At 63.6% G+C, this 23,862-nt stretch carries 27 protein-coding genes and 1 tRNA gene; 15 read left to right on the top strand and 13 right to left on the bottom strand.

What is annotated here, in order from left to right:
* Positions 1–58 precede the first annotated feature (58 nt).
* The 3 genes from cpdR (at position 59) to K3F49_RS29575 (ending at position 1,003) form a co-directional block, all read left to right on the top strand.
* Positions 59–418 carry a cell cycle two-component system response regulator CpdR gene (cpdR, locus tag K3F49_RS29585; RefSeq protein ID WP_007597092.1) on the top strand — a complete coding sequence of 120 codons (360 nt, stop codon included), beginning with the start codon at positions 59–61 and terminating at the stop codon, positions 416–418.
* Positions 419–492: 74 nt separating this feature from the next.
* Positions 493–567, top strand: a tRNA-Val gene (locus K3F49_RS29580).
* A 208-nt stretch (positions 568–775) separates the two neighbouring features.
* Complete coding sequence (locus K3F49_RS29575; protein ID WP_234684429.1) at positions 776–1,003, top strand: hypervirulence associated TUDOR domain-containing protein; 228 nt, start codon at positions 776–778, stop codon at positions 1,001–1,003.
* Between the two features lie 22 nt (positions 1,004–1,025).
* Here K3F49_RS29575 and K3F49_RS29570 read toward each other — a convergent pair whose 3' ends face one another.
* Positions 1,026–2,312 carry a heme-binding protein gene (locus tag K3F49_RS29570; RefSeq protein WP_234684428.1) on the bottom strand — a complete coding sequence of 429 codons (1,287 nt, stop codon included), beginning with the start codon at positions 2,310–2,312 and terminating at the stop codon, positions 1,026–1,028.
* Positions 2,313–2,648: 336 nt separating this feature from the next.
* Between K3F49_RS29570 and K3F49_RS29565 the strand changes: the two genes are divergently transcribed.
* Both K3F49_RS29565 and K3F49_RS29560 read left to right on the top strand, forming a co-directional pair.
* On the top strand, positions 2,649–3,137 hold the full coding sequence (locus K3F49_RS29565; RefSeq protein ID WP_234684427.1) for an L-2-amino-thiazoline-4-carboxylic acid hydrolase: 489 nt from the start codon (positions 2,649–2,651) through the stop codon (positions 3,135–3,137).
* The gene (locus K3F49_RS29560; protein WP_234684426.1) at positions 3,134–3,379 is read left to right on the top strand and encodes a hypothetical protein; all 246 of its coding nucleotides are present in this window, start codon (positions 3,134–3,136) and stop codon (positions 3,377–3,379) included. The genes K3F49_RS29565 and K3F49_RS29560 overlap by 4 nt, the downstream gene beginning before the upstream one ends.
* Before the next feature lie 132 nt (positions 3,380–3,511).
* Here the strand turns inward: K3F49_RS29560 and K3F49_RS29555 are convergent, their stop codons facing one another.
* From K3F49_RS29555 to K3F49_RS29535, 5 genes are all read right to left on the bottom strand, one after another.
* Positions 3,512–4,603 carry an enolase C-terminal domain-like protein gene (locus tag K3F49_RS29555; protein ID WP_234684425.1) on the bottom strand — a complete coding sequence of 364 codons (1,092 nt, stop codon included), beginning with the start codon at positions 4,601–4,603 and terminating at the stop codon, positions 3,512–3,514.
* A gap of 126 nt (positions 4,604–4,729) precedes the next feature.
* Positions 4,730–5,965, bottom strand: a complete 1,236-nt coding sequence (locus K3F49_RS29550) for an ABC transporter substrate-binding protein (RefSeq protein ID WP_234684424.1) — start codon at positions 5,963–5,965, stop codon at positions 4,730–4,732.
* Between the two features lie 245 nt (positions 5,966–6,210).
* Positions 6,211–7,143, bottom strand: a complete 933-nt coding sequence (locus K3F49_RS29545; protein ID WP_346657368.1) for an alpha/beta hydrolase — start codon at positions 7,141–7,143, stop codon at positions 6,211–6,213.
* A gap of 139 nt (positions 7,144–7,282) precedes the next feature.
* The gene (locus tag K3F49_RS29540; protein WP_234684422.1) at positions 7,283–7,777 is read right to left on the bottom strand and encodes a hypothetical protein; all 495 of its coding nucleotides are present in this window, start codon (positions 7,775–7,777) and stop codon (positions 7,283–7,285) included.
* 19 nt (positions 7,778–7,796) lie between these two features.
* Entirely contained in the window at positions 7,797–8,168 is a 372-nt protein-coding gene (locus K3F49_RS29535) for a hypothetical protein (RefSeq protein ID WP_234684421.1), read from the bottom strand.
* A 516-nt stretch (positions 8,169–8,684) separates the two neighbouring features.
* Here K3F49_RS29535 and K3F49_RS29530 point away from each other — a divergent pair.
* Positions 8,685–9,026, top strand: a complete 342-nt coding sequence (locus K3F49_RS29530) for a DUF1127 domain-containing protein (RefSeq protein WP_234684420.1) — start codon at positions 8,685–8,687, stop codon at positions 9,024–9,026.
* Between the two features lie 69 nt (positions 9,027–9,095).
* On the opposite strand, the gene K3F49_RS29525 is transcribed toward K3F49_RS29530, so the two are convergent.
* From K3F49_RS29525 to K3F49_RS29515, 3 genes are all read right to left on the bottom strand, one after another.
* The gene (locus tag K3F49_RS29525; protein ID WP_234684419.1) at positions 9,096–9,350 is read right to left on the bottom strand and encodes a hypothetical protein; all 255 of its coding nucleotides are present in this window, start codon (positions 9,348–9,350) and stop codon (positions 9,096–9,098) included.
* Between the two features lie 25 nt (positions 9,351–9,375).
* Complete coding sequence (locus tag K3F49_RS29520; RefSeq protein ID WP_234684418.1) at positions 9,376–9,687, bottom strand: hypothetical protein; 312 nt, start codon at positions 9,685–9,687, stop codon at positions 9,376–9,378.
* A 314-nt stretch (positions 9,688–10,001) separates the two neighbouring features.
* Positions 10,002–10,415 (bottom strand): DUF3606 domain-containing protein, encoded by a 414-nt coding sequence (locus tag K3F49_RS29515; protein WP_234684417.1) that lies wholly within the window; start codon positions 10,413–10,415, stop codon positions 10,002–10,004.
* 271 nt (positions 10,416–10,686) lie between these two features.
* Here K3F49_RS29515 and K3F49_RS29510 point away from each other — a divergent pair, with 271 nt between their 5' ends.
* Complete coding sequence (locus K3F49_RS29510; RefSeq protein ID WP_007597071.1) at positions 10,687–10,827, top strand: hypothetical protein; 141 nt, start codon at positions 10,687–10,689, stop codon at positions 10,825–10,827.
* A 65-nt stretch (positions 10,828–10,892) separates the two neighbouring features.
* Here the strand turns inward: K3F49_RS29510 and hydA are convergent, their stop codons facing one another.
* Positions 10,893–12,347, bottom strand: a complete 1,455-nt coding sequence (gene hydA / locus K3F49_RS29505; protein WP_234684416.1) for a dihydropyrimidinase — start codon at positions 12,345–12,347, stop codon at positions 10,893–10,895.
* A gap of 289 nt (positions 12,348–12,636) precedes the next feature.
* On the opposite strand from hydA, the gene K3F49_RS29500 reads away from it, so the two are divergent.
* From K3F49_RS29500 to K3F49_RS29485, 4 genes are all read left to right on the top strand, one after another.
* A complete protein-coding gene (locus K3F49_RS29500) occupies positions 12,637–13,692 on the top strand; it encodes an amidohydrolase family protein (protein ID WP_234684415.1) in 1,056 nt (351 codons plus the stop codon).
* A gap of 18 nt (positions 13,693–13,710) precedes the next feature.
* The gene (locus tag K3F49_RS29495; protein WP_234684414.1) at positions 13,711–14,823 is read left to right on the top strand and encodes an amidohydrolase family protein; all 1,113 of its coding nucleotides are present in this window, start codon (positions 13,711–13,713) and stop codon (positions 14,821–14,823) included.
* Positions 14,824–14,828: 5 nt separating this feature from the next.
* Positions 14,829–15,242 (top strand): Rieske (2Fe-2S) protein, encoded by a 414-nt coding sequence (locus K3F49_RS29490; RefSeq protein WP_234684413.1) that lies wholly within the window; start codon positions 14,829–14,831, stop codon positions 15,240–15,242.
* A gap of 72 nt (positions 15,243–15,314) precedes the next feature.
* A complete protein-coding gene (locus tag K3F49_RS29485; RefSeq protein WP_234684412.1) occupies positions 15,315–15,521 on the top strand; it encodes a hypothetical protein in 207 nt (68 codons plus the stop codon).
* A gap of 11 nt (positions 15,522–15,532) precedes the next feature.
* Here the strand turns inward: K3F49_RS29485 and K3F49_RS29480 are convergent, their stop codons facing one another.
* Entirely contained in the window at positions 15,533–16,378 is an 846-nt protein-coding gene (locus K3F49_RS29480) for an SDR family NAD(P)-dependent oxidoreductase (protein ID WP_234684411.1), read from the bottom strand.
* A 191-nt stretch (positions 16,379–16,569) separates the two neighbouring features.
* Here K3F49_RS29480 and K3F49_RS29475 point away from each other — a divergent pair, with 191 nt between their 5' ends.
* The 3 genes from K3F49_RS29475 (at position 16,570) to K3F49_RS29465 (ending at position 19,995) form a co-directional block, all read left to right on the top strand.
* Positions 16,570–18,066, top strand: a complete 1,497-nt coding sequence (locus tag K3F49_RS29475; protein ID WP_234684410.1) for an aldehyde dehydrogenase family protein — start codon at positions 16,570–16,572, stop codon at positions 18,064–18,066.
* Positions 18,067–18,184: 118 nt separating this feature from the next.
* The gene (locus tag K3F49_RS29470; RefSeq protein ID WP_234684409.1) at positions 18,185–19,312 is read left to right on the top strand and encodes an alkene reductase; all 1,128 of its coding nucleotides are present in this window, start codon (positions 18,185–18,187) and stop codon (positions 19,310–19,312) included.
* A gap of 176 nt (positions 19,313–19,488) precedes the next feature.
* Positions 19,489–19,995: a GFA family protein gene (locus K3F49_RS29465; protein WP_234684408.1), complete on the top strand. Its 507-nt coding sequence runs from the start codon at positions 19,489–19,491 to the stop codon at positions 19,993–19,995.
* Here K3F49_RS29465 and K3F49_RS29460 read toward each other — a convergent pair.
* Positions 19,949–20,341: a TfoX/Sxy family protein gene (locus K3F49_RS29460; protein WP_234684407.1), complete on the bottom strand. Its 393-nt coding sequence runs from the start codon at positions 20,339–20,341 to the stop codon at positions 19,949–19,951. The two genes, K3F49_RS29465 and K3F49_RS29460, sit on opposite strands and share 47 nt — an antisense overlap.
* Positions 20,342–20,518: 177 nt before the next feature.
* Between K3F49_RS29460 and K3F49_RS29455 the strand changes: the two genes are divergently transcribed.
* Positions 20,519–22,180, top strand: coding sequence for a thiamine pyrophosphate-binding protein (locus K3F49_RS29455; protein ID WP_234684406.1), 1,662 nt, complete (start codon positions 20,519–20,521; stop codon positions 22,178–22,180).
* Between the two features lie 120 nt (positions 22,181–22,300).
* On the opposite strand, the gene K3F49_RS29450 is transcribed toward K3F49_RS29455, so the two are convergent.
* Positions 22,301–23,680 carry an LLM class flavin-dependent oxidoreductase gene (locus K3F49_RS29450; protein WP_234684405.1) on the bottom strand — a complete coding sequence of 460 codons (1,380 nt, stop codon included), beginning with the start codon at positions 23,678–23,680 and terminating at the stop codon, positions 22,301–22,303.
* Positions 23,681–23,862: the final 182 nt, after the last annotated feature.

Genomic DNA, 23,862 nt, shown 5'->3' with positions numbered 1-23,862 from the left:
TACCCTCTGTCGGGCTTAGTGACCTCTGCATATCCTTTGGGGATTCGACGTTCCTGCCATGCCAAAAATCCTGCTCGCCGAAGACGACAACGACATGCGCCGTTTCCTGGTCAAGGCGCTGGAAAACGCCGGTTTTCAGGTTTCGTCCCACGACAACGGCATGGCCGCCTATCAGCGGTTGCGGGAAGAGCCGTTCGAGATGCTCCTCACCGACATCGTGATGCCGGAGATGGACGGTATCGAGCTCGCCCGTCGGGCCTCGGAACTCGACCCCGATATCAAGATCATGTTCATCACCGGCTTCGCCGCGGTCGCCCTGAACTCGGATTCGGACGCCCCCAAGAACGCCAAGGTGCTGTCGAAGCCCGTTCACCTGCGCGAATTGGTGAGCGAAGTGAACAAGATGCTGGCGGCCTAAATTGGCCCCCTTCCGTCCTTGCACCGGCTCCGCCGAGCCGTTATAGGGACCCGACCCGATCTAGACGACATCTAGGGCGCGTAGCTCAGCGGGAGAGCACTACCTTGACATGGTAGGGGTCACAGGTTCGATCCCTGTCGCGCCCACCATCCTTCGCTCGCGATAGCCGAGTGAAGGATGTCACGCCGAAGCCCGAAGGGCGCAGGCGGACTTGTTGCCGCGAGCTACGGCTGGGCAAGCCACGATCCAACTAATCATGGCGAAGCGTGTCCGGCGTAGCTCGAAAGAGCGAAGACGGACTGCAACCTGTAGCTCCCTTATATTGGAACGCGCCCTCGCACCCGGCATTGTTCCGCCATGCCCAAAGCCTCCAGCAAATCCTTCAAGCGCGGCGATCACGTCAGCTGGAATTCCGAGGCCGGCCGCGTGCGTGGTCATATCCTGCGCGTGCACACCACCGACGTCGACTACAAGGGCTACGTCCACCACGCGACGGCGGACGATCCGCAATACGAGATCAAGAGCGACAAGACCGATCACGTCGCCCTGCACAAGGGCCGGGCGCTGCGACGGCTGCGCTCCTGACGTCACGTCGCGGCAAGTCCACTCACGTCAGCGGCAGCAAATGCTCCGGGATCGGTACCGGCGCTGCCGGCACCAGCGAGGCCACCGAGACATGCGGCCAGGTCAGGCCGTTGAAATCCAGCATCACCTTCTGCGAATACTGGATCTGGGTCGTCGCCACCCGGACGCGGCCGCCGGCAAAAGCCTTGTTCGGCACGAAGGGGAGCGTCGCGACGAAGCTCGGCACCAGCGGCACCGGGCCCTTCTGTATCGGCTGAAGGATAATCGGCGGCTCGCCCGACGCGATGCGCGGCACGTCGATGTCGTAGATGACAGTCTCGATCCAGAACACGGCATCCATTTGAAATGCGTTGGCGTTGGCACCTTTGCCGCCTGGCGGCGGCATCGGCACGCCCTGCAGGAATGCGATGTTCGCGGTGCCGCCGGCGAAGTTAGGCGCCTGCGGATGTGGTCCGGCCGAAGGGACGGCCGGCAACGGGCCGCCTGACAGCGGCGTGCTGGGCCTGGTCGAGGTCTCGATGATGATGGTCTGGCTGATGGTCTGATGCGCAATCTGATGGCGCAGCACCGTGTTCGGATCGGTGATCATGGCCTGGGTGAGCCTGCCCGAGGCGATCAGCGCGGTGAGGTCTTGCGGCAGCCTGCGTGTCGTCTTGTTGGCCGCGGTCTGATTCTGGAACGTGAACTTGTTGGCGGGATTGCCGCCGAAGAACGGCGTGATGTCGACCGCCGCAATGGCCGGCTTGCCGGCGACGGCCGGCAGCGCGGTGCCCTGCGCGATGATCGTCGTGCCGTGCGGGATCGAGGCCATGCGCGCGACCGTGAACGGTTCGTGCGGATTGGTGCTGGACGGCACCGCCAGCCAGATGCCGGGCTCGAAGTGAATGCCGACAGGCGTCCCTGTGGTCACGTCGTTGATGGTCTGCAGATAGGGCACGCCGTTCAGGAAGGCATCCGCCTGCGGCCCCGAGCCGCGATTGGGAATCGAGCCGAGACTGTTCGAGAACGACATCGTCTCGTCGGTGAGGTTCAGCTCCAGCACGTTGTCGGGCGGGTCGGTGGTGTTGATAGGCCCCGGCATCTGCGTTGGCGTCGTCGCGCTGTCGGGCCGGAAGATCGTGTTGAAGCCCTGTCCCGTGAAGGTGCCGGCGAAGGCCGACAGCGGCCCGAGCGTCGGCGGCAAGGTGACCGGCACGGCAGCGGGGACCGCAGCAGCATGCGCGGCAGCCCTGAACACACTATCGACCTGGTGGATCGAGAAGTTCGCTGTTCTGTTGAAGGCGCTGGTAAGCGGCTTGGGTTCGTCCATGGAGGATTCCTTTCGATGGCTGCGCGACTGTCGATGCCGGCGCTCTCCCGGGCCGGCGTTCCGGGCTGATCATGTCTTCAGGCAAGAAGCGGCCATCGCATCGCCGGGGTCGGCGAGGCGTCGGAATTTTTCGAAACTGATCGCGATCTCTTGGGACGGCGTCCGTTGCAGGGGCGTCCGTCTTACCCTGCGCGGGGGACTCCAACTCGGCGTTCGAGAGTGAGATAATCGAGAAATCGATACGGCGTCGTGCGCCCGTTCGCCTTGGTTACATCGAGAATATGATACAACCTAAAGGGTGCTTCAAATGTGTTCCATTTCACAGGCGGGCTGCCGATGAGCATATCCGTTATCGAACAGGCAAAAATACAGGCGCAGGTCCTGGTGCCGTTGGTCAAGGCGCTGCAGGCCGAACTCGGCGAGGCGCGTGCGAATGCGCTGGTGCGCAGGGCACTCGGCGATCTCTATCGCGGCTTCGGCGAGACGTTCTGGACAGCCAAGAACGAGGCCAATCTCGGCCAGGCCGTCGCCTCCGCCTTCAAGACTTACGCACGCGACGACGCGCTGGCCTATGACGTGATCGAGCAGACGCAGGATGCATTCGCCTTCGATGTGAAACGATGCGCCTATGCCGAGTTCTACAAGGCACTGGGCGAGCCCGAGCTCGGCTTTCTCACGGTCTGCACCGCCGATTTTGCGACCGCGGAAGGGTTCGGTCTGGACATCAGGCTCACGCGGACGCAGACCATCATGCAAGGCGCCGATCACTGCGACTTCCGCTACCGGCGCGTTGCGGACGGATCAAAGCGAAGGGAAAGTGAATGATGCGAACGATTTGTCTTGCCGTGGCGGCGCTGGCGCTGATGGCATCGAGCGCGGACGCGGCAGTCATCGACTGGCAGGCCGAGCTGCAACGCTGCCGCGCGCTGCGCGAGAGCGTGGCGCCACTGCTTCAGGCCGGCGAGGGGATCTCCGCGGTGGGCCGCTCCAATCGATCCGTCCGTCGCTGCATCTGGATCCAGCGCATCGCGGTGCGCAAGAAAATCCCCGGCGCGGAGGTGTGGTAGCGTTTGGCGGAGAATTGCGAGGTTGCCCATTCTCCGTCATTGCGAGCGCAGCGCGCCCAACTCCTTCACCGTCACCCTGAGGAGCCCGCCGAAAAAGGCGGGCGTCTCGAAGGATGGCCGCAGAGACTCTTCTTAGCTCACCAGATACTTCTTCACCGCCCCCTCGTCCCATTCGATCCCGTTGCCGGGCTCCTCGCCCGGCAGCACGTAGCCATCCCTGATCTTCAACGGTGTCGCCAGCACCGCGTCGGCCCAGTCGACATATTCCAGCCAATGCGCGGATGGCGTCACGCAGAGCAGGTGTGCGCTGACCTCCGAGAAAAGATGCGTGGACATCTCGATGCCGGCGGCATGCGCCAGTGACGCTGCCCGCAGCCAGCCGGTGACACCGCCGATGCGCTGCACGTCGGGCATCACGTAGTCGCAGGCCTCGGCCGACAGCGCGGTCTGCATCGAAAACGCGCTGTCAAAGTTTTCGCCGATCTGGACCGGTGTGCGCAGTGCGTCCGCAATGCGGGCGCAACCGTCGTAGTCGTCGTGGCGGATCGGTTCCTCGATCCAGGTCAGCCCCTCGTCGTCGAGCATCTCGCCGCGGCGGATGGCTTCGGTCACCGTCAGTGCCTGATTGTAGTCGCACATCAGCGTCACCTGGTCGCCGACGGCCTTGCGCACCGCGCGCACGACCGCGAGATCGTCCCGCGCATCGGGTCGGCCGACACGGATCTTCGCGGCCTGAAAACCCTCGGCCAGCAGCTTGTGGGCTTCCTCCACCGCGGCGCCCGCGGGCATGATGCCAAGCCCTTTCGAATTGTAGGCCTTGACCGGCTTCGGCGCACCGCCGAGCAGGCGGGCCAGCGGCAGGCCTCGCGCGCGTGCCAATGCGTCCCATGCCGCCATGTCGATGCCGGATTGCGCCAGCCGTTGCAGGCCGGCGAGCCCGAGCAGCGTGAAACGCTGGGTCAGCTTGCGTTCGATCTCGAACGGCAGCAGTTCGTCGCCCGCGAGCAGGTCTGACATTTCAGCGACCATTGCGGTCAGCGGCTTCAAGGCGGACGGCGTGATCGAGAACAGATAGGCATGTCCGACGGCGCCCTGGTCAGTCTCGCAGTCGATCAGCACCAGCGGCGCTTTCGCAACCGCGCCGGTCGAAGTCTTGAGCGGCAAGTTCATCGGCACGATCACGGGGCGCGCGTGGAAGCGCTTGATGCGGATGGTGTCGTTCATTCGGTGGATCTCCCGGCGGGGTGAATGCAGGCTCATGCCCGATCTTAAACATTCGTCATGAAACGAAAAGGTGTCTGCCGCGACCACTGCCGCGCGTTTGTTGGCTGTGTGCAGGGGTGAGTCAGCTCACCGCGCCGGCCCTTCCGTGAACGCTGTCTCGATCACCGCCCCAAACGGTTGCCATGACCTGCCGTCGAACTGCACCAGGCGCATCTGCTTGATCGGCAGATAGCTGTCGGGCGACGTATTCATCCTGATATTGGGCAGCGCAACGGAGGGATGATAATCCCGCAGCGACGCCGCCTGGCGCATGATGTTCTCGCGCGAGAAGTCGTCGCCGCATTGCTTCAGCACCTTTGTCAGCGCCTCGGCCGCCGCGTAGCCATAGAGTGCCGCGCTGTTGTTGGTGCTCTCAACCTGATGGTACTTGTCCATGAAGGCGAACCAGTCCTTCATGGCGGGATCGTCCTTCCAGGCGGGATCGCTCGGATCCTTCAGGAATGCCGCCGAGATCACACCGGATGAATTCTCCAGTCCCGCGGGCGCCATCGCATTGGCGATCGAGGCGGAGGCATCATTGACGATGAAGACCGGGTGCCAGTTCAGCGACGCCGCCAGCTGGATCACCTTTGAAGCCGTCGACGGCACGCCGAGGAAGACGAAGATGTCGGCGCCCGCGCGCTTGAGGATCGAGACGTGTCCTTCGAGATGCTCGTCCGAGATGTCGAAGGCGACATCGACGAGGACATGACGGTTCAGATCGCCGAGGCCTTCCTGGATGCCCTTGTAGAGCATGCGGCCGAACTGATCGTTCTGCCAGAGCACGACGATCTTCTTCCGGGGAAAATAGGCCTGAATGTAGTTGGCATAGATGCGACCTTCCGAGCGGAACGGCGGCTGCCAGCCCATGGTCCAGGGAAATGCCTTGGCCTGGCTCAGCTCCTCGTCGCCGGAGGCGACGAACAGCTGCGGGATTTTCTTCTCGTTCAGGTACCAGCGCGTGGCGAGATTGCCGGGCGTGCCGAACGACCCGAACATGAGCTGCACGTCGTCCTTCTCGACGAGATCGCGGGTCAGGTCGAGCGCGGCGGCGGGATCGGAATTGTCGTCGCGCGTGATGAAGCGCACCTTGCGGCCGTTGATGCCGCCGAGATCGTTGATCATGTCGAAATAGGCGGCTTCCGCCTTGCCGATCGCGCCGAATTCCGAGAGCGGCCCCGAATAGGGCACGATGTTGCCGATGCGGATTTCCTTGTCGGAGCTGGGTTCGGAATTAGGCTGATCCGAGCGCTGCTGCGACATCGCCCCGAGCGAGGCGAGCACGGCGATCAAAGCGAATAGCAGTCTGCCGGTGACGCGCATGCTCGACACCTTATCGTTGGCCCCCAACGAAGTCGGCTCGTTCCGCACCCAAGCGAGTTGATCTACGTCAAACGTTTGTCAATCCTGTGGCACCCCAGGCGAAGCGGCAGGTGTGTTGACGCGCTGCAAGCGTTCATCATGCCCGGGCTTGTCCCGGGCATCCACGTGCTTTGTGCGGCGGAGAAACGCGTGGATGGCCGGGACAAGCCCGGCCATGACGGCGGCTTCGGTGCCGACAACTTCCCCTACGGCAGTCCGCGCGCCTCAAGTTGATGCACCAACAGCAGCGTCGGCTCCGCGAGGCTGTCGCCCGAGCCATCCAGCCCGAACGCCGCAGCGATGCCGTCGCGGCTGCGCAGCACCGTCGTACGCGGGCAGTGGCCGGCGCCGCAGAGTGTCTTCTTCAGGGTTTCGCCCTGCGCGACCAGGTTTGCGGGATCGTTCGCGGCCCAGGCCAGCACGATCGGCGCGTCGACATTGAGGATGCCGGGGAACACCGAGCGCTTGTCATATTGAGCGGCGTCCGTGCCGAGATAGGCCTTCTCGCTGTCACTGGCGTCCTTGCCGGCGCGATAGATGCCGGACACCAGCACCACGGCGGCGACGTCGGCGCGGTCGGCCTGGAGCTCGGGGTGCGCCAGCAGGGTGGCGACATGGAACGCGCCGGCGCCATAGCCGACCGCGACGATCTCGCGAGCGTCGCCGTTGAACAGGTCGATATTGCCGTGGATCCAGGACAGCGCCGCCGCCACGTCGGTCGCGCCCATCGGCCAGGTCGCTGCAGGCGCCAGGCGGTAGCTCACGCGCACCCCGATCATGCCGTTGCGCGCGGCAAAGCACATGGCCTCGTCCTGGATGTCGCGGGACAGGTCCGGCGCGCCGCGATCGCCGGTAAAGGTGTCGCCGGCCACGAACAGCAGCACCGGCCGCGGCGTGTCGGCCTTGGTGTCGCCGCTGGTCGCGACGTCGAGCACATTGGCCTCGTTGTCGCCATAGCGCAGGCCACGCGAGAAGGAGACCTGCTCGCAAAGGCGCCCGACGCCGCCGGCCGTCGTGTCGTTATCGGTGAGGCCGACCTGGACGAGATCGGACGGTGCGGTCAGCCGTGCCGGCAGCGGGCCATGCGCGGAGGCCGCCGTTACGGTCATAACAAACAAAAATGCGAGATAATTCTTCATCATGATGGTGCCGGCCTTGCGCGCTTCATATTGGTGCGCCGGTGTGGCCTGTCTTTTCAATTCGCCTTATTACTTCGTCTTGTCAGTTCATCTTGCGGCGATTTCACGGCACCCCTGGTTCGCCTCCCGCGCGCCCCGTTCAATTTGCCGGCTGGAACGTGCAGTCCGCCCCGCTGCCGTCCTTCTGCCTGATGGCATTGGGGTCGATCGTGCAGCTCAGCTTGCTCAGGCTCTCGAAATTCGATCCCGCCGCGCCATCGGGCGGAATGCCGGCCAGCGCCTCGGTCGCAAAGATCTCGTTGGCCGTGGAGCCGTTCACGTTCTTGACCTTCTTGCCGAAGGTGACCTCGCAGTTGCGCAAGGTGATGTCGACATTGCTGGTGCGGCAGACGATTCTGTCAGCGGTCACCACGATCGGCTTCTTGTAGGGGATGTCGGCGTTGGCGGCGAACAGCATTGCCACCGCCTTCTTCTCGGCGCCCGACAGGATCGGCGACAGCGGCGCGATCACGCCCGCCAGCGCCAGCGCCGTGGAGCCCGAGATTTTGGAGGGCGCAGTGCCAGCGCCGTTGGCGGCGGCGACATGGGCGGCGCCAAGGACAAGGACGGCACAAGCCGGCATCGCGATTTTCATTGGCGTTTCTCCTTTTCGGTCACGGCAGTGCTGCCAGACCGGCGCAGCCTAAGGCAGATTTCTCATCCGAGGGAGGACTATAGTCCCGGTCTGGGGAGAACAAGCTCAGCGTATCGAACTGCTTCTGCACGGATGCCGCCACCGCCGGTATCGGGTCCAGCATCCGGACGAGGCGCGGACACCAGCCGAGCAAGGGATCGGCCCGACTGGGCGAAGGCAATCGTACGATCACACCCCATAGCACGTTGCGTGCCGACAACATGGTGCGCAGTGCGGACAGCAAATGGGTCAACGCTGCGTCGCTGTCCCCAACCGAGAACTCGGCCAGCTGATCCCGGAGTGCATAGACTTCTTGATTTTGTGGATCGGTGGGATCCGTCGAGAGATGCATGTCACTCCCAACCTGTGCAGGAAGCCGAGCCGGCGCGGGCATGCATAAAGCACAGCGAACCACCTTTCTAGGTAGTTCTCGGAAGCCTCGCGTTGCGCCATATTCAGCACGGGTACTGGGAAGACAGATCCTCTCCCGTAACGTCATCGGCAGAACAACGATGCGCACAACAACGGGCGCGCGCCGGCTTGAGAAGCCCGGCGGCGACCAGACGGAGAGGCGACGGAGTCCCGTCTCTTTCATCGTCCTGGCATGCACACTTCTGATTGCCTTCGCAGCTTTCGCGCAGCAGCCACCGGCCAAGGTGTCGATTCGCCCGACCGGTCCGATGCCGGGCGTCAGCGCTCCCTGACTGATCCCTTTGCATTCCGGCTTCACAACGGCCATCAACCAAGAGATCGCATTGACCAAACAGGACGATCAAGTTCTCGATTGGGGTGAAGCTGCCCACGACAAGGTCAAGAGGTCGTCACGCGATCTCTTTCGTCTTTTGCCGCTCGATGGAGGAAGTCAGCGATGACGCACGCGGCATTTTCTGAGGCGGCGAGTGCGCCCCAGGTGAAGTCCCAAATGGGCATCTCCGACACTATTCTCCCCACAAGGGATTTTCATCTGCGCGGTTTGGCGCCCCTCGCGCTGTTCGTCACCTGGTACCGACGCGCCCGCTTCAGGGCGGAGCTTCTTGCCGACCTCAGGTACAAAGCCGAATACCTCAAAGACATCGGAATTTGCCGGCACGAGGCGACGTCCGAAGCCGCCCGATTCTTCTGGGAGCCGGTCTTGCTCAGGCGCAGCCTTCTCGAACCCGCCGCTCCGCAGCGTTGCCTTTGCCAGCGTGTGCTCAATCGAAGCTGTTGACGCAAAGCAGTCATGACCTGAAAGAAAAGAGCCACCGGCGAGGCGGCTCTTTCTGGAGAGAAACTCAGCTCAGTATTTCGATTTTGTGTTCGCTCCGGTTGTCTGACCGGGCGCGTAGCCGGAAGCACCAGGGCTTCCCTTCTTCGATCCCTTTGCTTGCATTTCATGTCCTGGCGAGTAGCCCGATGCGCCGGGGCTGCCTTTCTTGGAGCCTCGGTCTTGCATTTCGTGTCCAGGGGTTGTGCTTGACGTCCCCTGCGCAAAGACAGCCGGCGATGATGCGATTACGGCGGCCGTCGAGACGGCAATAATTGCGAATTTCATGTAGTCCTCCTAAGCGATGGCGGCGCTACTTCTTCGGGATGCTAGTCTGGCTGCTCGAACCCGTGGTCTCCGGTCGGCCCGGAGGATGGGCAGAAGCGCCCGGCTTGTCTTGATCAGCCACGTATCCGGACTCTCCGGAGTTGCGTGTCTTGACTCCCTTGTCCGCGTCACGCTGCATCTGCTCATTGGGCTCGCCAGGCTTGAGCCCTTTGTCTACATCGCGGTGCATCTCCTCCTTGGTTTGCTCACTAGGTGCGGCCTGTTGCTGTTGCGCGGCTGCTTGGAAAGCAATCGCGCTTCCGGCAACGACAATCATGGCGAGAGTTGCTGTTCGCATGCGCCTCCTCCACTGCGTTGCCCCGTCGGCTAAACGCGCAAGCTTCCCAACGTTTCCTGGTTCCGATTGCCATTTTTGAAAGATACGTCCTTGCGATCAGATGGAACGGGCTCAATGCTGCCTATTGGCCCTTTTCCGAAGTAGCGTCTGGCCTCGCGGATGTCCGCTTCCTTCGTGCGCGACGGAGGCCTTATGTCCTATGGTCCCGGCTAGGTAGAGACCGCTCAGCGCGGGGCGAGCTTGGTGGAGCGCATCCTGAAAGGCGAGAGGCCCGCCAATCTGCCGCTTGAACAGCCGACGCGCTTATCGCTGGCCTACTTCCGCGAAGCGGAGGTCTTTCTCTTGGCGGTCTTCTTCGCGGCCTTCTTGGCCGACGTCTTCTTCGCGGCCTTCTGGGCGACCAGATAGGCCTCGACCTTCTTGGACGAATGGCCGGCGGCGGCGACAGCGGCCTTCAGTCTGGCCGGGGTGATCTTGAACTTCTTCGACCAGTAGCGGACTTCATAGGCTTCGCCGAGTGCGATCCGGCTCTTGTCGGCGGCGCGGTGCTTCTGGAGCTTGATGTACTCTTCGACCTTGCGCGCGGAATGGCCGACCTTCTTGACGGCGTATTTCAGCTTGGCCGGCGTCACCTTGAACTTCTTCGACCAGTAGGCGACTTCGTACTTTTCGGTGAGCGCAATCAGCTTGCGGTCCGCTCCGCCCCGCTTGGTCTTGTCGTCGGCCATGCTTCTCTCCTGCCCTGAATCGCGTGTATCCAGTCTAGCATGCAATCCGATTTCAAACGCAAGGGACGGGCCGCGTGGCGATTGCGCGAGGCGGCCGTTTTGTCCCGATGCGTCAAGGCCTTGTCATACGCGACCTCGTCTTAGGGCGAAGCCGGCGTTCTACTGTGCATGGGGTTGTTTCCGACTTTTTTGCCATTGGCGCGTCCGTGATGGAACCTAATGGCGTCTCAAGCGACTTATCCATACGCGGGGAGAAACATGCGAGGCTGTCATGGCAGAGAAGCATACCGCCGATCCGGCAGAGATCATGCGGGCGACCGGTCATCCTGAGCTGGAATACGCTGCCGGCTGGACCATCGCCGGTCTCGTCACCATCGGCACCATTGTCGCCGCCTGGGTGTTTGCGATCTAGGCCGCCGGAGCGCTAGGCTCAATACGCCGTCAGGGAGGTTGCAGGCCGGCAAGGCGGCCTGATCGCTACGGTGTCACCGCTCCGCGTGGCACTGCGCGCGGGGCGGTCAGCTCTTTCCAGGTCGAGTTGGCGACATGCACCGGCGAGAAGGCCGGACGCTCGACATAATGTCCGTCGCCTGCCTCGGCTCGCAGATCGCCATCTTTCCACACGATCCGACCGCGCGAGAGCGTCGCGGCGGGCCCGCCGGTGCAGGCAAAGCCCTCGAACACATTGTAGTCGATCCGGCTCATCTGCCGCTTCGCGCTGATGGTTTTCGTCGCCCTGGGATCCCACACCACGATGTCGGCATCCGAGCCGACGGCGACCGCGCCCTTGCGCGGATAGATGTTGAGGATGCGGGCGATGTTCGCGGAAGTCACCGCGACGAATTCCTCCTTCGTCAACCGCCCCGTGGCAACGCCCGCGGTCCACAACAATGCGAGGCGGTCTTCCAGGCCGCCGGTGCCGTTCGGGATCTTCCTGAAGTCCTCGAGGCCAAACCGCTTCTGCTCGGTGGTGAAGGCACAATGGTCGGTCGCGACCACTTGCAGCGAGCCGGACTGCAGGCCGGCCCAGAGACTATCCTGATGCGACTTGTTGCGGAACGGCGGCGACATCACGCGCTGCGCGGAATGATCCCAGTCCTTGTTCTGATATTCGCGTTCATCGAGCAGCAGATGCTGGATCAGCGGCTCGCCATAGACGCGCTTTCCCGCGGCGCGCGCACGGGCGATCGCCTCATGCGCCTCGCGGCAGCTCGTATGCACGATATAGACCGGCGTGCCGGTCATATCGGCGATCATGATGGCGCGGTTGGTGGCTTCGCCCTCGACTTCCGGAGGCCGTGAATAGGCGTGGCCCTCGGGGCCGGTGACGCCGCGCGCGATCAGCGCCTCCTGCATCAACGCGACGACGTCGCCGTTCTCCGCATGCACGACAGGCATGGCGCCGAGATGGGCGCAGCGCGCGAACGAGTTGTAGAGCTCGTCATCGTTCACCATCAGCGCGCCCTTGTAGGCCATGAAGTGCTTGAAGGTGTTGATGCCGTAGGTTTTGACCACGGTCTCCATCTCGTCATAGATCTGCTTCGACCACGACGTCACCGCCATGTGGAAGCCGTAGTCGGTCGCCGCCTTTTCGGATTTGTGCCGCCACTCCTGATAGGCCGCGAGCATCGACTGGCCGGGATCGGGCAGGCAGAAATCCACCACCATGGTCGTCCCGCCAGTCACCGCCGCCTTGGTGCCGGACTCGAAATCATCCGCGGTCACTGTGCCCATGAACGGCATTTCGAGATGGGTGTGCGGATCGATCCCGCCCGGAATGACATAGGCGCCGCCGGCATCGATGATCTGCGCCCCCGTTGGCGCCGCGATCGATGCACCGACCGCGACGATGGTGTCGCCCTCGATCAGCACGTCCGCGCGGCGCGAATGATCATGATTGACGACGGTGCCGCCGCGGATGAGGAGGGACATGGGAACTCCGGGGAGAGCAGGGAGGACGGGACGCGGCGAAAGCTAAGCGTGTCGGCTGCGATGCGACAGGCGAAATTTTAGTCAGACACCGCTTCCGCCACCGAGACCGCGATCGCGCCGGGCGCGCCTGGCTGACCTGATATCGCGCCTGCGAAATGCAACCGAGCCATGACGGATCGCGCGGACGTGCGCCCTTGCGCGGCTGCACGGGCAGGGGCACTCTGCGCAGGCGGCGCGCAAGAACGTCGCCAATAAGACGTGCTTACAAGATCTCGGCGAGGAAGCATCCATGGCGGTGACGCGGATCGACTGCGATATCCACCCGGCGGTTGGTGGCACGCGCACGACGCTACTCCCTTATCTCAGTGATCACTGGAAAGAGCAGGTGGTGAGCCGTGCCATCGACGGCCTCGACCTCACCTCCTATCCGCCAAGCATGCCGTTTTCCGCTCGCGCCGACTGGCGGCCGGCCAATGGTGCCAAGCCGGGCTCTGATCTCGCGATGGTGCAGAAGGGCGCCTTCGACCAATTGGGCGCGAGCCACGCGATCCTCAACGTGCTCTACGGCGCTCAGGCCGTGTTCGACGCCTACATGGCGGCCGATTTCTGCAAGGCGATCAATGACTGGATCGCCGCCGAATGGCTGTCGCGCGATCCGCGCCTGCGCGCTTCCATCGTGGTGCCGATGCAGGCGCCGGATCTCGCCATCGAAGAGATTGAGCGCCGTGCGGGCGACAATCGCTTCGTCTCCATTCTGGTGCTGGCGCAGGGCGAGACGTTGCTGGGCCGGCGGCATTTCTGGCCGGTCTACCAGCTCGCGGAAAAGTACAACCTGCCGCTCGCGATCCATGCCGGCACGCAATATCGGCAGGCGCCGAGCTCGGCCGGCTGGCCGTCGCATCGCTATGAATATTACTTCGTCGAGGCGCAGGCGTTTCAGGCGCAGATCTTGAGCCTGATTTACGAGGGCGTATTCGGCAAATATCCCGATCTCAAGGTCGTCCTGATGGAGTCCGGCGTGAGCTGGCTGCCGGCCTTCATGTGGCGTGCCAACAAGACCTGGCGCGGCGTCCGCGTCGAGGTGCCATGGGTCGAGCGTGAGCCCGCCGCGATCATCCGCGAAAATTTCCGCGTCACCATGCAGCCGTTCGATGCGCCGGGCGACGCCAAAAGCGTCGAGGAGATCATCGACCAGATCGGCTCCGACAAGATGTTCCTGTTCGCGTCCGACTATCCGCACTGGCAGTTCGACGGCGACGATCCAATCCCGCCGCATCTGCCGAAGAGCATCATCGACAGGATGTGCGTCGACAATCCGCTGGAGACGTTTCCGCGGCTGTCCTGAACTAATTTGGAGGTTCGCATGAGTGAAGTCATCGACCGTCCGCTGCGTGACGACGAGAAACCTGCCACCTCGCGTCTGCGCATCGTCGATTGCGACGTGCATCCGAGCCTGCATTCCTTCGACGATCTCAACGAGTTCCTGCCAAAACGCTGGCAGCAGCATTTGAAGGAATATGGCAGCCATCTGCGCACGCCCTATCTCTTCACGACGCCCTATCCGCGCTCATCGCCGCTGATCGCGCGGCGCGATGCCTGGCCACCGACCGGCGGGCCACCCGGTTCCGATCTTGCTTTCATGCAGAAGCAGCATCTCGATCCGCTCGATGTCGAGTTCGGGATATTGCAGGTGCTCGATCTCTTCATCTTCTCGCAGCAGAACCTGGAATTCGGCGCCGCGATCCAGCGTGCCATCAACGACTGGCAGCTGGCGTTCTGGTCGCACCGGGACCCGCGCCTGAAGGCCTCGATCCTGGTCGGACAGGACGGCACGGACCTCGCCATCGCCGAGATCGAGCGCTGCGCGAAAATCGGCGAATACATCCAGATCAACGTCTCGCCACGCGCGAACGAGCCGCTCGGTCGCCGCCGCTATTGGCCGATCTACGAGCGCGCGCAGGCGCTGGACCTGCCGCTTGGCATCCATGTCGGCGGCTATGGCGGCCACGCGCCGACCGGCGGCGGCTGGCCGTCCTATTATGTCGAGGAGCACCAGTCCAACGCGCACACCATCGCGGCGCAGCTTGCCAGCCTCGTGATCGAGGGTGTGCTCGAGCGCTTTCCCAAATTGAAGATCGTCTTCATCGAGGGCGGCTTCGGCTGGATTCCGTCGGCGGTGTGGCGCATGGACCAGCATTTCGAGCGCTTCCGCAGCGAGGTGCCGCATCTCAAGCGCAAGCCGTCGGAATATGTCCGCGAGCATTTCTGGTTCACGACCCAGCCGATCGACGAACCGGACGAGGCGCGGCATCTGCGCTCGCTGATCGAATGGGTCGGTGTCGATCGCCTCCTGTTTTCGTCGGACTATCCGCACTGGGATTTCGACGATCCGCGCTTCGCCTTCAAGACGCCGCTCACGGAGGCCGAACGGACAAAGATCTTCAGCACCAATGCCCGCGCGGTCTACAAGTTCTGATCAACATGGCCCGTCACATCGTCGCGTCGACCTCAGAGATCCCGCCCGGCGGCAACAAGGTCGTCGATATCGCGGGTCGCGACATCGTCGTGTTCCACGTCAACGGCGAGTTCTTCGCGCTGCTGAACCGCTGCCCGCACGAGGGCGCGCCGCTGGAGAGGGCGGCGTGCGTGGCGCGACTGACCTCGCCGGAACCCGGCATCTATGAGCGCTCGCGCATTGGCGAAATGCTGCGCTGTCCCTGGCACGGCTGGGAATTCGACATGCGCAACGGCCAGTCCTGGTTCGATCCGAAACGGGTCAAGATCCGGTCATATCCGGTTGCGGTGGAGCGTGGCGACGAATTGCAGAAAGGCCCGTACGTCGCCGAGACCTTTCCGGTGCATGTCGAAGACAGTTATGTGATTGTCGAGGTCTGAGCCGGCATTGCCGATTGAGATTTGAACGCAAGTGCGATATGGCTCGCGCGCTTTCAGAGGCGGAGACGAGCTTTGTCGAAACAATCCCAGCGTGAGGAGGCCGAGCGCCTGATCCGCGAATCGATGGAAAAGAAGACCATCGTCGTCAAGCAGGGCTCGACCCGCATCGAGGCCGTCTGCGGCAAGTGCGGCGCGCCAAACCGGGTTCAGGCGGAAAAAGGCCAGAGCCGCGTCAAGTTCGCCTGCAAGAATTGCGGGCACCAGCAAGAGACGCTGTAGGGCGTTTCCGCCTAGCCCCCCTTCACAAACCGCGCGAACGCATCCGCGTAGTCCGGATGCCAGCGCGACAGCGGCGGGCGGTTCTCGACGATATCGCCCGCGGCCCAGAGCATGCGCTTCTCGTCGAGCGCGCGCGGCACGTCGTTGTCCGGGCAGAGGATGTAGAAATCGCCGGCCTCAAGCCGCGCGAGCATGAAGTCGACCGTCTGCTCCGGCGTCCACGCGCCGGCGGGCTTTTCAGTGCGGCCCTTGGCGGTGAGTCCAGTGAAGACAAAACCGGGGATCAGCAAATGCGCCGTGATGTGGCAATCCCTGGTGTTGCGCAGCTCGTGCTGGAGTGCTTCCGTAAAAGCCTTCACGCCGGCCTTGGAGACGTTGTAGGCGGGATCGCCGGGCGGGGTTGTGATGCCCTGCTTGGAGCCGGTGTTGATGATCAGCCCGGCCTTGTCGCGCGCGATCATGTTAGGTGCGAAGATGCGCGCGCCGTTGATGATGCCCCACATGTTGACGCTGATGATGCGCTGCCAATTATCTGGCTCGCCGAACAAGGTGCTGCCCGGCTGGATGCCGGCATTGTTCATCAGCAAATCCGTACCGCCGAAATGCGCGCCCACGGCGCGTTCCAGTTCCGTCACGCTTTCGATCCGGCTGACGTCCACCGCGGACGTCATCACATTCGCGGCCCCCGCGATCGATGACAGTTTTGTTGCGGCCTCTGCCAGCCGTCCTTCGTCGACGTCGGCGATGCACACCTTCATCCCGGCGCGCGCAAACGCCGTGGCTGCGGCAAGACCGATGCCGGACGCACCCCCGGTGATCACGGCGACATTGCCCTTGGCGATGACGGGATGCGGCATGGTTATTCTCCGGGAGGGGTGTTGCGCTCGGTCGAGCTATAACATGGCACTCGCGCGACCCTGCACAAGTCGGCATGGCAGGGCTTCGTTCCACGCCGACTTTACGCCCTTCCGGCGCCGCTGTATTCTGTTTGACTTAACGATCCCGCCCAGATCGAACCCAATCAATCACCTACCTAGGGAGTGCAGACATGGCTGTGTCGCAGGCTATTCCGATCACGCGCCATCCGTTCGCCAACGGATCCTACAAGCAAATGCTGATCGACGGGAAGTGGGTGGATGCCGCGTCCGGCAAGCGCTTCGAGACCCACAATCCTGCCACCGGCGAACTGCTCGCAACCGTTGCCGAGGGCGACAAGGAGGATATCGACCGTGCGGTCGCCGCCGCCCGCCGCGCCTTCGAAGGGCCCTGGAGCAAAGTAAAACCGTTCGAGCGGCAGAACCTGCTGCTCAAGCTCGCCGATCTCGTCGAGAAGAATTTCGACGAATTGTCGCAGCTCGACACGCTCGACATGGGCGCACCGCTCAGCCGCACCCGCGCCTATCGGCTGCGCGCCGTCGGCATGCTGCGCTATTACGCCGGCCAGACCACCGCGATCCATGGCGAGACCATCGAGAACTCGCTGCCCGGCGAGATCTTCTCCTACACGCTGAAGGAGCCGGTTGGTGTCGTTGGCGCCATCATTCCCTGGAACGGCCCGCTGACCGCGACGCTCTGGAAGATTGGCCCGGCGATCGCGACGGGGTGCACCGTGGTGCTCAAGCCCGCCGAAGAAGCGCCGCTGACCTCGCTGCGCATCGCCGAGCTCGCGATGGAAGCGGGCGTTCCGCCCGGCGTCGTCAACGTCGTGCCCGGCTATGGTGAGACCGCGGGCGCCGCGCTCGCCTCGCATCATGACGTCGACAAGGTCGCCTTCACCGGCTCCCACGTCACGGGCCAGTCGATCATCCGTGCTTCGGCCGGCAACCTCAAGCGCGTCTCGCTCGAGCTCGGCGGCAAGTCGCCGGACATCGTGTTCGCAGATGCGGATCTCGATGCGGCAGTGCCGGGTGCCGCGATGGCGGTGTTCGCCAACTCCGGCCAGATCTGCAGTGCCGGCACGCGCCTGTTCGTCGAGCAGTCGATCTACGAAGAGTTCGTCGGCCGCGTCGCCGAGTTCGGCAAGAAGCTGCAGGTTGGCAACGGCCTCGATCCGAACACCCAGATCGGCCCGCTGGTCTCCGAGCAGCAGCTCGAGCGCGTTACCGGCTATCTCGACATCGGCCAGAAGGAAGGTGCGAAAGCGCTCGCCGGCGGCGGTCGTGTCACCGAGGGCGCGTTGTCGAAGGGCTTCTTCGTCTCGCCGACGGTGTTCGCCGGCGTCCAGGACAACATGCGCATCGCGCAGGAGGAGATCTTTGGTCCCGTCATCTCCGCGATCGCCTTCAAGGACATGGATGAGCTGGTCAAGCGCGCCAACAACACCACGTTCGGCCTCGGCTCAGGCCTGTGGACGCGTGACGTCACCAAGGCACATGCGGTCGCAAAACGCTTGCGCGCCGGCTCGGTGTGGGTGAATTGCTATCAGGCGATGGACCCGGCCGTGCCGTTCGGCGGCTACAAGATGAGCGGCTACGGCCGTGAGTCGGGCAAGCAGCATGTCGAAGAATACCTCAACGTGAAGGCCGTCTGGATCAAGACGGCGTAAGTCCTGTCCTCTCCCGCGTTCCGCGCGAGGGAATATCTGCTTTTGCGGGGCGGCGCCTTTTCCGGTGGCCGCCCCTCGCTATATGATCGGCATCCTTTCAAAGACATTCGGGGCCCCTATGAAATTCAAGGCGTTGTTCAATCCGTTGCAGGTCGGTCCGTACAAGCTCGCGCATCGCGTCGCGATGGCGCCGCTCACGCGCATGCGCGCCGAGCGCGAGAGCTTTTCGCCGCGGCCGCTCAACGCCGAATATTACGGCCAGCGCGCGACGCCGGGCGGTCTGCTGATCGCTGAAGCTTCGCCCGTGCTCTCGCACGGCCGCGGCAATCCGGCGACGCCTGGCATCTATTCGGAGGCGCAGATTGCCGGCTGGCGCAAGGTGGTCGATGCCGTGCATGCCAAGGGCGGCATCATCTTCCTCCAGCTCTGGCATGTCGGCCGCGTCTCGCATTCGTCCTATCACGATGGTCAGCTGCCGGTTTCGGCCTCCGCGATTCCGATCAAGGCCGAAGGCATGAAGGCAATGACCGCGGACGGCAAGCTCGCCGATTACGAGACGCCGCGCGCGCTGGAGACCGACGAGGTCAAGGGTGTGGTCGAGGCGTTTCGGCAGGGCGCGAAGAATGCGCTCGCCGCCGGCTTCGACGGCGTCGAGATCCATGGCGCCAACGGCTATCTGCTCGAGCAGTTCCTGCAGTCGCGCAGCAACCAGCGCACCGATCAATATGGCGGTTCGATCGAGAACCGGACCCGCCTGCTGCTCGAGGTGACCCAGTCTGCGATTGATGTCTGGGGAGCAAACCGCGTCGGCGTCCGCCTGTCGCCCCACGGCATCGCCAATGATTCCGCCGAGCCTGACCCGATGCCGCTCTACACCCATGTGGTGAAGGCGCTCGACAAGCTCGGCCTTGCTTATCTGCACTTCATCGAACCACGCTCCAGCGGCGCCGGCCGTGCCGACGTCCACTGGGAGAACGTGCCGTCCGCCATGGTGCTGTTCCGTCCACACTACAGCGGCGTGCTGATGACCGCCGGCGGGTTTACCGGCGAGACGGCGAACGCCGCGATCGCCGATGGCCATGCCGACATCATCGCGTTCGGCCGCATCTTCATCTCCAACCCCGATCTGCCGCGGCGCCTGGAGCACGACTACCCGATCACGCCGTACAACCGCGCCACGTTCTATGGCGGCGAGGAGAAGGGGTATACGGATTATCCGGCGTACGACGAGCTGACGCCGGCGTAAGTCTCTTCCGTCATTCCGGGGCGACGCAGAGCGTCGAGCTATGATGCGCACTTGCGCATCAGAGAATCCATTTCACCCCTGGATTGCCGCTCGATGGATTCCGGGCTCGCGACTTCATCGCGCCCCGGAATGACGATCGTGTATTGTCGCTCGCGCAATGACGATGAGGACCAATCATGGCCAAAGCCGCAGCCGCCGCAGGAACCGCCACCGGCCAATGCCTCTGCGGCAAGGTCACCTTCGAGATCGACATCCCCGCGCGCTGGGCCTGGCATGATCACTCCGCCGCCAGCCGCCGCGCCCATGGCGCGGCCTACGCGACCTATGTCGGCAGCTGGAAGAAGCGTTTTCGCGTCACCTCCGGCAAGACTGCGCTCACCCGCTACGAGGACAAGGCGACCAAGACCGCGCGCAGCTTCTGCTCCCATTGCGGCACGCCGATTGCCTATGAGCGTCCGCGCGGGCCGCATATGGTGAACATTCCCCGTGCGCTGTTCAAGGAGCGCACCGGCCGCCAGCCGCTCTATCACATCGCGATCGAGGAGCTGCAGGAATGGGCCTACACCGGCGAACCGCTGGTGCCGCTGAAGGGGTTTCCGGGCGTGGTCTGGCAGCGCTCGAAAAGGAAGAAGCGGTCTAGCGGCGAAGATCCGTTCGAACTCGGCCGCGAGGAGGCGCTTTAGCCTTCGTGCTTTTCGGGGCTGCCTTGCGCGGCGCAGCCTTCTTCGCCGGCTGCTTGGCCGGCTTCGTTGCCACGAAATCCAGCGCGCGCTTCACCCAGGCCCTGAGCCCGGCCTCGGTTCGCGTGCCCTCGTCAGACACCCGGACGAACCCGGTCATGATGCGCCCGCGCATTTCCATCGGGCTCGTATGTGGCTTTTTCAACATGCTCGCATGCGCCTCTGAGCCGACACGAAACAGCATGCCGCCGCGGCCACTTATGGTGCAGCACATGACGTTGTCCACCATGAAGCAAAGGCCGCCCATCATCTTCTTTTCCGCGACGTGGCGTTGGCCTGCCAGCAACATGCGAACCCGTGTGGCGGTGCCTTCATCGTAAGCCATGACTTTCCTCCGGCTTCGGCCCATCTTTCCAGCTTCTCATCACGCGCGCAAGGCAGCCATGAGCGCGCTTCCTTGCGCGCCTCCCGTGACTTCGTCCATCATGTGTCCGTCCTTGCGGCAACGTCCGCTCCTGGAGGAAACATGAAGAACAAGATCACCGGCCGTTCCGCCTTTCTCGCACTGCTCAAGGACGAGGGCATCACGCACCTGTTCGGCAATCCCGGCACCACCGAGCTGCCGATCATGCATGCGTTGAAGGACCACCCCGATCTCATTTACGTGATGGCGATGCAGGAGAGCCTGGTGGTGGCGATCGCCGATGGCTATAGCCGCGCCTCCGGCAAGCTCGTCGCCTGCAACGTCCACGTCGCGCCCGGCCTCGGCAACGCGATGGGCTCGCTCTACAACGCCCAGTTCACGGGCACGCCGATGATCCTCACCGCGGGCCAGCAGGAGCAGGGCCACGGCTTGATGGAGCCGGTGCTTTATGGCCCGCTGGTGCGCATGGCTGAGCCGCTGGTGAAATGGGCGGTCGAGGTGACGCGTCTGGAGGACTTGCCGCGCATCGTGCGCCGCGCCGCCAAGGTCGCGATGACGCCGCCGACCGGGCCGGTGTTCATCTCGCTGCCCGGCGATATCCTCAACAGCGAAGCCGGCATCGATCTCGGCCGCTCCACCCGCATCGACGCGCGCGTCAAGCCGTCGGATGAAGCGCTCAGGGCCTTTGCAGAGCGGTTGCTGAAGGCCGAGCGCCCCGTCATGGTCACCATGGACGAGGTGGTCAAGAGCGACGCGCTGAAGGAGGCCGCCGAATTCGCCGAACTGCTCGGCGCGGCCGCTTACCAATCCTCGACGCCCTACGGCTCGCACTTCCTTTCGGAGAGTCCGAGTTTCGTCGGCTCGCTGGCCCGCGTGCAGAAGGTCGCGCGCGATACGCTGGCGCCTTACGACCTGTTGATCGCGCTCGGCGGCGATCCCCTGCGCATGTCGGTCTATAGCGAGGTCGATGCGCTGCCCGACGGACTCGGCATCGTGCAGATTGGCCTTGTCGATTGGGAGATCGCCAAGAACTACGGCGCCGAGATCGCACTGAAGGCGGATCTGAAGGAAACGCTGCGCGCGCTGATCGCGGTACTGAAGGAGATGGGCGGTGCCGCGCTGGCAAGCCGCGCCAGGCAGCGGCTCGCCGAGCTTGCGCCGAAGAACTGGACCGCGCGGCGCGCCGCTTTGGTCGAGCAGATCGGCAAGAGCGCGGGACGTGCGCCGATCGATCCCGATTATCTCGTGCTGCAAATGGTCGAGGCGATGCCCGACCATGCGATCCTTGTCGACGAAGGTCTCACCTCCAGCCGCCAGATAACGGCCCTGCGTCCACACCGCGACCGCTATGGCTATCACGGCCTTGCCTCCGGCGGCATCGGCTGGGGCTTGCCGGCGTCGGTCGGCGCCAGCATCGCCAATCCGGATCGCCCCGTCGTGTGCTTCTCGGGCGACGGCAGCGCGATGTATTCGATCCAGGCGCTGTGGACGGCGGCGCATCACAAGCTGCCGCTCAACGTCGTCATCGCCAACAATGGCGGCTACCGCATCATCAAGCAGCGCCTGCTCGCCTTCCATGGTGATGACAATTACGTCGGCATGGACTTTGTCGATCCGCCCGTGGATTTCGCCGGCGTGGCGAAGGCACTCGGCTGCGAGGCGATCAAGATCCGCGATCCCCGAGAGCTCAAGGCGACGCTCGCCTCGGCGTTCAACCGGCCGGGGACCAAGCTGATCGAGGTGATGGTGGACGGCAAGGTGTAGGGCAGGCGACCACCGCCCGTCATTGCGAGGAGCCCTTGCGACGAAGCAATCCAGACTGTCTCCGCGTGAAGAATCTGGATTGCTTCGCTGCGCTCGCAACGACGAGGAGGGGAGAGAGTTCTACCCCTTCTCTCCCACCCGATACCCCGCCGCCGGATGCGGCGCGTCGAGCCGCGCGCGGCCATCGCCGAACAGCTTCTCCCGCAGCGTGCCCTTGGCGTATTCCGGCTTGTACCGTCCGCGCTTGGTCAGCTCCGGCACCAGCATGTCGGCGATGTCCTCGAAATCGCCGGGCGAGACCGCAAAGGCGACGTTGAGGCCGTCGACGTCGGTCTTCTCGAACCAGTCCTCGATCTTGTCGGCGACGCTTTCGGGCGTGCCGACCACAACCGGGCCGGCACCGCCGATGCCGACATGCTCGATGACGTCGCGCACGGTCCAGATGCGGTCGGGATCACCGCGAGTGACGTTGTCGAGTGCGCTGCGACCGGCATCGTTCTGAACGTGACGGACCTGCTGGTCGAGTTCGTAGCCGGAAAAGTCGATGCCGGTCCATCCCGACATCAGGGCGAGCGCGCCTTCCGGGTTGATATGCGACCGGTAGTCGGCATATTTCGCGGCCGCTTCGGCCTCCGTGTTGCCAAGGATGATCGTCATCATGTTGAACATGAGGATCTCGGCCGGGTTGCGGCCGAACGCGGCGGCCTCCTGGCGGATCGCAGAGACCCGCGGCGCAATGATCTTGGCCGATGGTCCCGACATGAACACGCATTCGGCATGTTTTGCGGCGAACTGCCGCCCGCGCGGTGAGGTGCCGGCCTGGTACAGCACGGGCGTACGCTGCGGCGACGGTTCGCTGAGATGGATGGTGTTGTTGATGCGGTAGTTCGCGCTCTCATGATTGACGCGATGAACTTTGCTGGGATCGGTGAAGATGCCGCGCTTGCGGTCCCGCAGCACGGCGTCGTTCTCCCAGCTGCCTTCCCAGAGCTTGTAGACGACTTCCATATATTCGTCGGCGATGTCGTAGCGGTCATCGTGCCCGGTCTGCTTGTCCTTGCCGGCGCCGCGCGCGGCGCTGTCGAGATAGCCGGTGACGACGTTCCAGCCGATCCGTCCCTCGGTGAGGTGGTCGAGCGTCGACATCCGCCGCGCGAACGGGTAGGGCGGCTCGAAGGAGAGATTGCTGGTGACGCCGAAGCCCAGGTTCTTGGTGACCGCGGCCATCGCCGAGAGTAGCAGCAGCGGCTCGTTCGACGGCGTTTGTGCGGCATTGCGCAAGGCTGCGTCAGGGCTGTTGCCATAGACGTCGTAGACGCCGAGCACGTCGGCCAGGAACAGCCCGTCGAAGCGTCCGCGTTCCAGCGTCTTGGCGAGATCGATCCAGTAGGGCAGGCGGTTATATTCGGCGGTGCGGTCGCGCGGATGGGTCCACAGGCCCGGTGATTGATGCGCGACGCAATTCATCGCAAATGCGTTGAGCCTGATCTGCTTGGCCATGCTGGTCCCCCGGCGCCCTGTACTGAGCGCTCTTGGAATGATAAATGTGCGCCCCAACTTGGCGGAGTTCTTGCATATAATTGGCCCTTGGCAAGGGCCAAAAATAGAAAGGCTTGGGTATTGGCAAGACCAAAATCAGCAGCGCTCCTGCCCTTGGCAAGCCAATCTCAAGAGAGCAAGAA

This window comes from Bradyrhizobium monzae (assembly GCF_021458635.1).
In the GTDB taxonomy this organism is placed as follows: Bacteria; Pseudomonadota; Alphaproteobacteria; order Rhizobiales; family Xanthobacteraceae; genus Bradyrhizobium.
This window is presented reverse-complemented; position numbering and strand designations above follow the sequence as displayed.